The organism is Bacillus sp. PK6-16 (assembly GCF_056530295.1).
The window spans coordinates 1810164-1822334 of record NZ_CP096511.1; the positions used below are offsets into that span (position 1 = coordinate 1810164).

Annotated in this window: 10 protein-coding genes; 9 read left to right on the plus strand and 1 reads right to left on the minus strand. The window is 33.1% G+C overall.

Going from position 1 to position 12171, the window contains the following annotated elements:
- Positions 1–242 precede the first annotated feature (242 nt).
- On the plus strand, positions 243–1274 hold the full coding sequence (locus M1D66_RS09425) for an oxidoreductase (protein ID WP_000719783.1): 1032 nt from the start codon (positions 243–245) through the stop codon (positions 1272–1274).
- 24 nt (positions 1275–1298) lie between these two features.
- Here the strand turns inward: M1D66_RS09425 and M1D66_RS09430 are convergent, their stop codons facing one another.
- On the minus strand, positions 1299–1901 hold the full coding sequence (locus M1D66_RS09430) for a TetR/AcrR family transcriptional regulator (RefSeq protein WP_002024578.1): 603 nt from the start codon (positions 1899–1901) through the stop codon (positions 1299–1301).
- Between the two features lie 155 nt (positions 1902–2056).
- Between M1D66_RS09430 and M1D66_RS09435 the strand changes: the two genes are divergently transcribed.
- From M1D66_RS09435 to M1D66_RS09470, 8 genes are all read left to right on the plus strand, one after another.
- Positions 2057–2950: an ABC transporter ATP-binding protein gene (locus M1D66_RS09435; protein WP_000626577.1), complete on the plus strand. Its 894-nt coding sequence runs from the start codon at positions 2057–2059 to the stop codon at positions 2948–2950.
- Positions 2943–3749 (plus strand): ABC transporter permease subunit, encoded by an 807-nt coding sequence (locus M1D66_RS09440; RefSeq protein WP_001041419.1) that lies wholly within the window; start codon positions 2943–2945, stop codon positions 3747–3749. Before M1D66_RS09435 ends, M1D66_RS09440 begins: the two co-directional genes overlap by 8 nt.
- 200 nt (positions 3750–3949) lie before the next feature.
- Positions 3950–4483 (plus strand): RNA polymerase sigma factor, encoded by a 534-nt coding sequence (locus tag M1D66_RS09445; RefSeq protein ID WP_000864730.1) that lies wholly within the window; start codon positions 3950–3952, stop codon positions 4481–4483.
- A 12-nt stretch (positions 4484–4495) separates the two neighbouring features.
- Positions 4496–5494, plus strand: a complete 999-nt coding sequence (locus M1D66_RS09450) for a hypothetical protein (protein WP_000368242.1) — start codon at positions 4496–4498, stop codon at positions 5492–5494.
- Between the two features lie 17 nt (positions 5495–5511).
- Positions 5512–6549 (plus strand): LCP family protein, encoded by a 1038-nt coding sequence (locus M1D66_RS09455; RefSeq protein ID WP_000526726.1) that lies wholly within the window; start codon positions 5512–5514, stop codon positions 6547–6549.
- Positions 6550–6753: 204 nt separating this feature from the next.
- Positions 6754–8016 (plus strand): dicarboxylate/amino acid:cation symporter, encoded by a 1263-nt coding sequence (locus M1D66_RS09460; protein ID WP_242555243.1) that lies wholly within the window; start codon positions 6754–6756, stop codon positions 8014–8016.
- A 346-nt stretch (positions 8017–8362) separates the two neighbouring features.
- Positions 8363–10066 (plus strand): peptide ABC transporter substrate-binding protein, encoded by a 1704-nt coding sequence (locus M1D66_RS09465; RefSeq protein ID WP_000730161.1) that lies wholly within the window; start codon positions 8363–8365, stop codon positions 10064–10066.
- A 297-nt stretch (positions 10067–10363) separates the two neighbouring features.
- The gene (locus M1D66_RS09470) at positions 10364–12079 is read left to right on the plus strand and encodes a peptide ABC transporter substrate-binding protein (protein WP_061457579.1); all 1716 of its coding nucleotides are present in this window, start codon (positions 10364–10366) and stop codon (positions 12077–12079) included.
- Positions 12080–12171 lie beyond the last annotated feature (92 nt).

The window sequence follows — 12171 nt, forward strand, 5'->3', positions numbered from 1 at the left end:
AGATGCTTTTTTCTAGGCAATTTATTATGTAAATAATAATAATCTTGTTATAATAACTGAATGAAATCGTTCTCATAAAGTGAAACTTTAATCAATGGGGAGTTTCTTCATCCTCACTGATTATTAGTTGAACCAATCGGGCTTTAACAAGCAGTTGATTCCTCACCTAATGCCTTAGTTTTCACTGAATTTTGAGTTAGGAATCTTACTGCCCGTTAAAGCGGGACAAATGGAGGGGCAACATGAAAAAAATAGGTGTAGGGATTGTAGGATATGGTTTTTCTAGTACGACATTTCATATCCCACTATTACAAACAATAGAAGAATATGATATTCGTGCTGTATTATCCTCAAAAGAAGAGGTAGTAAAAGAAACATTACCAAACGCTAATGTTGTTAGTACAATTGATGAGTTGGTGAAGCGAGCTGATGTTGACTTAGTTGTTATTACATCACCTAATACAACTCATTTTCCATATGTAAAAGAAGCAATTTTAAAAGGTAAGCATGTTGTTGTAGAAAAACCATTTGTTGTCTCAATTGAAGAAGGAGAAGAGCTTATTTCATTAGCAGAGCAGCATAATGTAATGTTAAGCGTATATCATAATCGTCGTTTTGATAATGATTTCTTAACAATTAAGAAATTGTTAGGAGAAAACAGAGTAGGGAATGTATACGCATATGAATCGAATTTTGATCGTTTCCGTCCACATGTACGTGATCGATGGAGAGAAAAAAATCTACCAGGATCCGGTATATTATACGATTTAGGATCGCATTTAATTGACCAAGCGTTATCAATATTCGGGAAACCAGATGCGATAAGTGCAGATGTAATAAAACAACGACCAGGTGCAGAGGTGGATGATTATTTCCACATAGTACTTCATTACGGAGTTAAACGTGTCATTTTACGTAGTAGCAGTTATGTGAAAAAAGCTGGACCGCATTTTATAGTGCATGGAGAGAAAGGTTCTATCGTGAAGTACGGTATGGATTCGCAGGAAGAGCAATTAAAAAATGGAATGAAGCCAGGTGATAACGGTTATGGAGTAGACGATGAAGAGAATTTTGCTACTTTAGAAACAGAAGAAAGCTTAGAGCGTATTCCAACAGAAGTCGGTTGTTATGACAATTATTATAAAGGTGTACGAGATAGTATATTAAATGGTGAGGAACTACCTGTAACAGCAAAAGAAGGTTTAGATGTTATTAAACTGATTCAATTAGCGATTGAAAGTAGTGAAAAGGGTAGAGTCATTTCTATAAAATAAAAAAGACACGAAATTCGTGTCTTTTTATTTTTGTGGAACAGAAAGACCATAGAAGAACATCGTAACGATATCTTTTATATGTTTTTCCCGATCTCCTTCAAGAAGTTGTGCTCCAAATTCATCACCTAATTTTGTAAACATTTGAATGTAAAGTAACATCATTTCTTTAGTAAGGTGTGGATTAATTTCGTTTTTGCGCTGAGCTCGTTCTAATATTTCTAAATACCAGGGTAGGATTTTTTCATTTTGATAACTATAAATAAACTTACGGAGTTCTTCGTCCCTTTGCATCATTTGTAGTAACATATCAGGTTGAAATAATCCGCCAGTATTCATTTTTCTTACAATCATTTTTTGCATCATATCATGAAAAGGTAATTTTTCTTCTGCAAGCTCTTTATAATATTGAAATTCAGATATGATAAATTCTTGTATAAGCTCCCTAAATAACGCATCTTTACTTCCGAAATGATTATAAATTGTAACTTGAGAAACGTTTGCTTCTTTTGCGATATGTTCTATTTTCACTTCATTAAATCCACGTTCTGAAAATAATACGAATGCTGCTTCTTTAATGGCACGCTTTTTCTTTTCTTTTACTCTTTCAAAGCCGTTCAATGCAATCACCTCACTTAAAATATACAAGAAAAAATAATGGAAAACAATAATTTTGAAATATGGACTAATAAATATTTCAAAAAGTTGTTGCGGATATGGAAGATGAGGAGTACAATAATTTTGAAATATCACACATTAAATATTTCAAAAAATGAGGTGGAATTATGATTTCAGTTCAAGATGTCACAAAACAGTTTTCGAACGGAAAAGGTTTGTTTCATATTACATTTGATGTAAAAGAGGGAGAAGTATTTGGTTATTTAGGACCGAATGGTGCCGGGAAATCAACGACGATTCGTAATTTAATGGGATTTATAAAACCGACGACTGGTAAAGCGACAATTTTTGGATTAGATTGTTGGAATGAAGCGGCGAAAATTCAAAGGGAAGTTGGTTACTTGCCAGGTGAAATTTCTTTTATTGAAGGAATGAACGGATTAGAGTTTTTAAAATTAATGCAAGGAATGCGAGGATTAAAGGATACGAAAAGACGAGATGAACTGATAGAGCGTCTGCAATTTGATGTGAAAACACCGATTCGCAAAATGTCTAAAGGAATGAAGCAAAAAGTAGGGATAGTCGCTGCATTTATGCACGATCCAGAGGTGTTAATTTTAGATGAACCAACATCTGGACTTGATCCACTTATGCAGCAAGTATTTATAGATTTAATATTAGAGGAAAAGCAAAGAGGAAAAACAATCCTAATGTCATCACATATTTTTACTGAAATTGAGAGAACTTGTGATAGAGTAGCTATTATTAAAGATGGTCGACTCGTAACGGTTGAAAATATTCACGATTTACAAAGTATGAGAAGACAGGTGATAGATGTAACAGTATCATCACAAGAAGAGATTGAGTCCCTTACAAAGTGTAATTTGCAATTTGAAGCGGTAAAAGGCAGAGAGGCATCTATCATTGTACAAGGAAACTATCAAACTGTTTTACAAACACTTTCAAACTATAATGTAACGGCACTTCAAACGAGAGCGATGGATTTAGAACATTTATTTATGCATTATTACGATAAGAAAGAAGGGGTAACGCATGAATAAGCAACTATTTTTAGCAAGTTTGAAAGAAACACAAAAAAATATTTTGAGTTATGCGTCTGGTGCAGCTTTATATCTGTGGTTATTAATTTGGATATTCCCGTCAATGGTATCAGCGAAAGGGCTAAATGAATTAATAGCTGCCATGCCTGATAGCGTGAAAAAAATCGTTGGTATGGAAAGTCCGATTCAAAACGTAATGGATTTTCTAGCGGGCGAATACTATAGTCTATTATTTATTATCATTTTAACAATTTTTTGCGTAACAGTTGCGACACATTTAATTGCTCGTCATGTAGATAAAGGAGCAATGGCATACTTGCTAGCAACACCTGTATCTAGAGTGCAAATTGCGATTACACAAGCTGCTGTTCTCATATTGGGACTTCTAATTATTGTATCTGTTACGTATGTAGCTGGGTTAGTAGGTGCAGAATGGTTTTTACAAGATAATAACTTAAATAAAGAATTATTTTTGAAGATAAATGTAGTCGGAGGGCTCATATTTTTAGTCATTAGTGCGTATTCATTTTTCTTTTCTTGTATATGTAATGACGAAAGAAAAGCACTAAGTTATTCAGCGAGTTTAACTATCTTATTTTTCGTATTGGATATGGTAGGGAAGTTAAGTGATAAGTTAGAATGGATGAAAAACCTATCATTATTCACGCTGTTTCGTCCGAAAGAAATTGCTGAAGGATCATATAATATATGGCCGGTAAGTATAGGTTTAACTACTGTAGCGCTTTGTATTTTTATCGTAGCGATTGTAGTATTTAGGAAGAGGGATTTACCGTTATAGAGTAGAAAGTCCACTGAGAAAGTGGGCTTTTTTTATTTGTAAATTTAAACTAGTATGTTTATTGCATCCTTATAAAGGATATTTATCTTCTCAGTTACAAAAATATTCAAAAAAGTGAACCTTTTTCTAGGCTCATACGTCTAATATATGTAAAGTTAAATTGGAAGTGATGAAGTGAGGATGAAACAGGAGGAGCAATTGTGAAAGTAATCCCTTTATATAAAATGATTGTAAAAGAAGAAACGGATGTTTCTTTAGCGAAAAAAGGTGATCATGAAGCCTTTATAGCGCTTATACATACAGAAAAAGCGAAGATGTATCGAATAGCAAAGGCGATGTTACGTGATGAGACAAATATAGAGGATGCGATACAGACAACAATTTTAAAAGCCTATGAAAATATAAAAAAATTAAAAAAAGAAGAATTTTTTCAAACTTGGTTAATTCGAATACTAATAAATGAGTGTAACAATATTATTAGAGCGTATAAAAATGTAATTGTGACAGAAGAGAATGATTACATTATGAGTGCGTGTGATCAGTATGAAGATATAGATTTGTGTAATGCGATTCAATCGTTACATGAAGAATTAAGAGCTGTTACGGTGCTTTATTACTATGAAGACATGAATCAAGAGAGTATAGCAAAGCTGTTAGAAATACCGAAAGGAACAGTGAAATCAAGATTATCACGTGCGAGGGAACAACTACAAAAACGATTAAAGATGGAATAGGGGGTGTAAAGGATGGATAATGAAAAATTATTTGATGAGAAATTAAAAAAGAGAATAAAAGATGAAAATGTTATAGTACCTCCAGAGTTAAATGAAAAGATTAATGGCACGCTACATAATCTTAAGGTAAAAAAGAAGAGTTACAAAATTCATATGATGATAATTAGTGCAGCGGTTTGTATACTTTCAGTGGTATCTATGTCTGAGTTTTCTATACAAAGTTTTGCGCAAAATGGTGGAGTATTTGAATATGTAAAGAAAAAAGCGTTTTCTGATTATGAAAATGAAGAAGAAATAAAATCGAATGTACATTATCCAGATAAAGAAAAGATTCATCAAAAAATGCTAGATTCTATTGATTATTTTAAAAATATTTCAGGACAATTTGAGGAATATTCTAGCTCATCAAGAATTGCTACAACATATAAGTATGCGATTGATACGGAGAAACAAAGAGGTATCTCTTCGAAAGAAGATAAACTAGCCAAAAAACGAACAATTATATATAACGAGGGGAAGAAAAAAGAGTTTGATGATGAGAAGTATACCTATAAAGAGACAAAATGGAACCCGAAAGAAAGAAACAATGAACTATTAAAATTAAATCCTACGGAAAGGTTAGTGAGAAAATCAGATGAGAAAAAGAGATATGATGATGAATATGTAGGGCTAGCTAAATATAGTATTCAATCAGAATTCGCAGATTTATTAATTCGATATAAAGATTGGAATTATAAAGAAACGAAATATCTTGGATTAGATTGTTACAAAATTGAAGGGGTTATAAACATAGAGATGCCTGTTAGCACCTCTGAAGATTTAAGAGGGAAATTCGAAATGGTTGTGGAGAAAAATACAGGGATTATGTTGAAATTTCTTAGTTTTCAAGAAGGCTTGATTCAATATTCAGTTACGACTGAATGGATACAAATAGATAAGGGATTGAAAGAAAGTATGTTTCAAAAGGATAGCGCTAAATATGAAAAAATGAAAAACATATTGGATGAATAGAAACAGGAGGAGAGTAAATGGGGAATCATTCATCTTTAAGAGAAGAGAAAAATAAGCAAAAATATAAAAAGAAAAAGATAATAAGTTTACTACTGGCGGTATTACTATTTGGTGGAATTGGCTATGGAGCCTATGTATATATGAAAACTTCTAGTCTTGTACAAAAATCTAATTTGAATTTAGCACGAGGTGAAAAATCCAATTTACGTGAGAAATCTGTAAAGCCAATTGCAAATCATGTTTCACTTTTAATTATGGGAATTGATGAAAATCAAGAACGACAAAAGGAATATAATGGTGCATTTCATACAGATGCATTATTGTTAGCGACTTTTAATAAAGACGATAAAACAGTGAAATTAACGAGCATACCGCGTGATACATATACATATGTTCCAGTTGAAAAGAAAAAAGATAAAATAACCCATGCATATGGAAGTGGTTTCGTTAAAAATGGTAAAGATGGAGGACCGCAAGCTTCTGTGGAAGCGGTAGAAAAATTGTTACAGGTGCCTGTTGATTATTTTGTGAAATTTAATTTTGGTTCCTTTACTAAAATTGTTGATGGGTTAGATGGTATTGAAGTGGATGTCCCAGTTGAATTTACGGAGCAAAATAGTAAAGATGAACCTGATGCGATTCATTTGAAAAAAGGATTACAAAAATTAAATGGGGAAGAAGCACTTGCACTAGCAAGAACGCGGCATATTGATAGTGATGCAATGAGAGGGCAGCGCCAACAACTTGTTATTGAAGCGATTTTAAGTAAATTAAAAAGTGTAGGATCGATTACGAAGCTAGAAAAAATAGTTGAGGCGGTTGATGGTGATTTTAAAACAAATTTAGTAATGGATGATATTTTATCTTTTTATAAATACGGTTTAAACGGTTCAGTTGAAAAAATACAATTAGCTGGTGATGATTTATACTTACCTAATGGCCCAAACGGGCAACGTGTATATTATTATAATCCTAATAAAAAAGATCTACAGAGTTTGAGTAATACTCTTAGAACACATCTAGGATTAAGTGAAAAACAGATTGAGGAGAATTAAAGCAGATGTAATGTCTGCTTTTTTATTATGTTAAATAGTATGTCTTTTATTCGTAAATGTTATATGCTATTTTAAATTTTAAGATAATAGTGTAACATAAAGTTATAGTTTAAGTTAAATAACAGGGGGGCTATTACATAGAATATATCATTAGCAATTATTGAAATAGTATGGGAGAAATGAAAATACAGGGGAGTATCAAAAATGAGAATCGTAAAGAATTTAACATTCCAAGTTATTGTGGCCATTATTTGTGGTATTGCAGTAGGGGCAATTTGGCCGAGTGTTGGACAACAAATGAAGCCAATTGGTGAAACATTCATCAATATGATTAAAATGGTTATTGCACCGATTATCTTTTTAACAATTGTGCTCGGTATTGCAAGTATGGGAAGTATGAAAAAGGTAGGCCGTGTTGGTGGGAAGGCACTATTATATTTTGAAATTGTTACAACAGCGGCTTTAATTATTGGTATCATCGTAGCGAATGTTGTACGTCCAGGAGATGGATTAGATCCCTCAAAACTAAAAGGCGGAGATGTTTCACAATATGTACAAAGTGGGCAAGAAATGAAATGGATGGATTTCTTTTTACATATCGTGCCGTCTAACATGTTTGAAGCATTTGCCAAAGGTGATATTTTACAAGTTCTGTTCTTCTCCATTTTATTCGGAGCAGGGTTAACGATGTTAGGAAAAAATGGACAACCGGTTATTGACTTTTTTGAAAGATTATCGAAAGTGTTTTTTAACATTTTATCAATTGTAATGAAATTAGCACCAGTTGGAGCATTCGGTGGGATGGCATTTACAATTGGGAAGTATGGTTTAAGTACGCTCATACCACTTGGTAAATTAATGATTTGTGTATATGCGACAATGGCATTATTTGTTTTTATTGTTTTAAATTTTATTTGTAAATTGTATAAATTTAGTTTGTGGAAATATTTAGCGTATATTAAAGAAGAATTACTTATTGTTCTCGGGACATCATCGTCAGAATCAGTACTGCCGCGGATGATGACAAAGATGGAAGACTTCGGGTGTTCGAAACCGGTAGTAGGTTTAGTCATTCCAACAGGCTATTCTTTTAACTTAGATGGAACAACAATTTATTTATCGATGGCTACTATATTTTTAGCGCAAGTTTTTCACGTCGATCTTTCACTAGGTCAACAATTAACTATAATAGCTATTTTGTTAGTTACATCTAAAGGAGCAGCAGCAGTAACCGGCGGGGGATTCATTGTACTAGCATCTACTCTATCTGCAATGAATGTTATCCCATTAGAAGGTTTAGCGTTATTACTTGGTGTAGATCGTTTCATGTCAGAAGCACGTGCTATCGTTAATTTAATTGGTAACGGTATTGCAACTGTAGTTGTTGCGAAAAGTGAAAATGAATTTGATGATGAGAAGTATACGAGAGTAGTAGAGGGAATGAAAAGAGAAAAAATGGTCGGGTAAAAAGTCAGCTTTGCTGACTTTTTTATTTTTGTAGAAAAGATGTTTTTAGATATATGCATTATTTATTAGCAATAATTAACAAGTATTCAAGTGGTAAATGAGATGAAAGTGATTAAAACAACGAATGTGTATGAATGCGAAATAAGGTTTGAACAAAATATGGAATTTTTATGAATATTACTGTAAAAAAATAATTTTTTAAAAATTTTCAATAATAATACTTTACAAAAATTAAAAAATTAGTAGAATAAGAATTAGTAAGAATCGTCTGATAAATATATAGAGAAAAACAGAATTATCAGAAAATTCTTTAATAGCTATCGTTAAGAATTAGGGAGGGTACAAAATGAAAAAGAAACAAATGAAAAAACTAACAGCAGTTGTAGCACCGGTTTTAGCAATGAGCATGGCGTTAACAGCATGTTCTACATCAGGTGGAGATAAGAAGACAAGCACAAATTCTAGCTCTAGTGGAGATAGTAAATCAGGGGAAAAATTAGCAGCAAAACAAGTGTTAAATCGTACAGAAACAAATGAGATCCCAACAATGGATACTTCAAAAAATACAGATACATTAGGTTCTCAAATTTTAGGGAACACAATGGAAGGGTTATATCGATTAGATAAAGATAATAAACCAATCCCAGCTGCAGCAGAATCTAGTACGAAAAGTGAAGATGGTAAAAAATATACATTTAAACTACGTAAAGATGCAAAATGGTCAAATGGTGATCCTGTAACAGCAAAAGACTTTGCTTATGCATGGCAACGATTATTAGATCCAAAAACAACTGCAGAATATGCGTTTATCGCATTCCCAATTAAAAATGCAGAGGCGATTAATAAAGGTGAAAAACCAGTAACTGAACTAGGAGTTAAGGCGGTAGATGACTATACATTAGAAGTTGAATTAGAACAAGCGGTACCATACTTCTTAAACTTAGTAGCGTTCCCATCGTACTATCCATTAAATGAGAAGTTCGTAAAAGAAAAAGGTGATAAATACGGTTTAGAGTCTGATACAACAGTATATAACGGACCATTCGTTCTTACTGATTGGAAGCATGAGCAAGGCTGGAAACTAAAGAAAAATGATCAATATTGGGATAAAAAGACTGTAAAATTAGATGAAATCAACTATAGTGTAGTAAAAGAAATAAATACAAGGGTCAACTTATTTGATACAGGTGCAATTGATTTCGCACTTCTATCAGGTGAATTCGTTGACAAATATAGAAATAACAAAGAGGAGTTTGGCACATACTCACAAGTAAGTACATTCTTCTTACGTATGAATCAAAAACGTGGTGGACAAGATACACCATTAAAGAGTCAGAAATTACGTGAAGCAATCGCGCTTTCTATCGATAAGAAAAACCTAGCAAACGTTATTTTAAATGACGGATCTAAACCAGCAGACTTCTTAGTACCGAAAGGGTTAGCGACTGGACCAGACGGAAAAGACTTCCAAGAAACATTTAAAAATGGTATCAAACCAGATGCGAAAAAAGCTGCTGCAGCCTGGGAAGAAGCGAAAAAAGAACTTGGTAAAGACCAAGTTACAATTGAGTTATTAAACTATGATACTGGTAATGCGAAAAAAGTAGGGGAATATGTAAAAGACCAAATTGAGAAAAATTTAAAAGGTGTAACAGTTAATATTAAACTTCAGCCATTCAAACAAAAACTAAAACTAGAAACAGAGCAAGATTATGATTTATCATATGCTGGTTGGGGACCTGACTATGCTGACCCAATGACATTCTTAGATATGTTCCAGTCTAAACATTCTCATAACCAAATGAGCTTCGCTGATCCAAAGTATGATGATATGATCAAAAAAGCTGGCACTGAATTAATGGGTGACGCGAAGAAACGTTGGGAAGAGCTAGGAAAAGCTGAGAAATTACTTCTTGAGAAAGATGTAGCACTTGTACCTTTATACCAACGTGGTGATGCATATGTTCTAAAACAAAATATTAAAGGTATTGTAAAACATAATATCAGTCCGGAATATAGCTTTAAATGGGCATATGTAACTGAAAAATAATAAAGTTAAAAAAGCATTTCAAAGTAGCTTAGCTACTTTGAAATGCTTTTTTTGTGAGCTTAAAATACTAATTTTTAGTATGGTTAAATAGAGGAGAATAAGGTGTATAGTATGTACATATAGTAGATGGGGGATAAATCCTACTAGAATAAAAAGTCAGAATATTTAAAATTAAACTATTTACAAATGCGAAAAAAAGAGTAGAATAACATTAGTTGTAATTTTCTGAAAAACGAATCTTTAGTAAGGGGTCTCTCAAGGGTTGGTAATGTACATATAATTAGGGAGGGTACAAAAATGAAGAGAAAAAAGATGAAAAAGTTAACGGCAGTTGTAGTACCAGTTTTAGCGATGAGTGTTGCATTGACAGCATGTTCTGGGTCAGGTGGGGAAAAGAAAACGACTACTACATCAAATAGTGGGGAAGAAAAAAAATCTGATATTAAATATGCAGCGAAACAAGTATTAAATCGTACGGAAAACCAAGAAATTCCGACGATGGATACTTCTAAATCTACTGATACATTAGGTGCGCAAATTTTAGGGAACACGATGGAAGGCCTATATCGCCTTGATAAAGATAATAAGCCAATTCCTGCTGCGGCAGAGTCTAGTACGAAAAGTGAAGATGGTAAAAAGTATACGTTTAAACTGCGAAAAGATGCAAAATGGTCAAATGGTGATCCTGTAACAGCGAAAGATTTCGTTTTCGCATGGCAGCGCTTACTTGATAAGAATACTGCGGCAGAATATGCATTTATTGCTTACTATATTAAAAATGCAGAAGCGATTAATAAAGGGGAAAAACCTGTAACTGAATTAGGAGCGAAGGCGGTAGATGATTACACGCTAGAAGTAGAATTAGAAAAACCGGTACCGTATTTTTTAAATTTATTAGCATTCCCATCATACTATCCATTAAATGAAAAATTCGTAAAAGAAAAAGGTGATAAGTACGGTTTAGAAGCAGATACAACTGTGTATAACGGTCCATTCGTTATGTCTTCATGGAAACATGAACAAGGTTGGCAGCTGAAGAAAAATGATAAGTACTGGGATAAAAAGACTGTGAAATTAGAAGAAATTAACTATAGTGTAGTAAAAGAGGTTGCAACGAAAGTAAACTTATATGATACAGGATCAATTGATTTTACATTACTATCAGGAGAGTTTGTAGATAAATATAAATCGAACAAAGAAGAATATGGTGAGTATGCGGAATCAAGTACATTCTTCTTACGTTTAAATCAAAAACGTAACGGACAAGATACACCTTTAAAGAGCAAAAAACTACGTGAAGCAATTGCATTATCAGTTGATAAAAAAGGATTGGCAAATGTAATTTTAAATAATGGATCAAAAGCAACAGATCAATTGGTTCCAAAAGGACTTGCGACAGGGCCAGATGGTAAAGATTATCAAGATACATTTAAAAATGGTCTGAAATATAATCCGAAAAAAGGAGCAGCAGCTTGGGAAGCGGCGAAAAAAGAACTTGGAAAAGATCAAGTGACAATTGAATTACTAAGTTATGATGATGGAACTGCGAAAAAGATTGCTGACTATGTAAAAGATCAAATTGAGAAAAATTTAAAAGGTGTAACGATTAATACAAAAATTCAGCCGTTCAAACAAAAATTAAAATTAGAAACTGCGCAAGATTATGAAATTTCTTATGCAGGTTGGAGTCCAGACTATGCGGATCCAATGACATTTATTGATATGTTTGAATCGAAGAGCCCGTACAACCAAATGAGTTATTCAAATCCAAAATACGATGAAATGGTAGGAAAAGCAGGTAATGAATTAATGAGTGATGCGAAAAAACGCTGGGAAACGTTAGGGAAAGCTGAAAAGTTATTCCTTGAAGAAGATGCAGGGTTAGTTCCTTTATATCAAACAGGAAGATCGTACGTAATGAAACCGAATGTAAAAGGAATTGTGAAACATAACATCAGTCCAGAATATAGCTTTAAGTGGGCGTATGTAACTGAGGATGGCGGAAAAAAATAAAGTGAAAGCATTTCAAAAGTGGCTGAGCTGCTTTTGAAATGCTTTTTAGTATGCATAAGGGAATAAATCTCGTTAGCCTATTGAGAATCGGG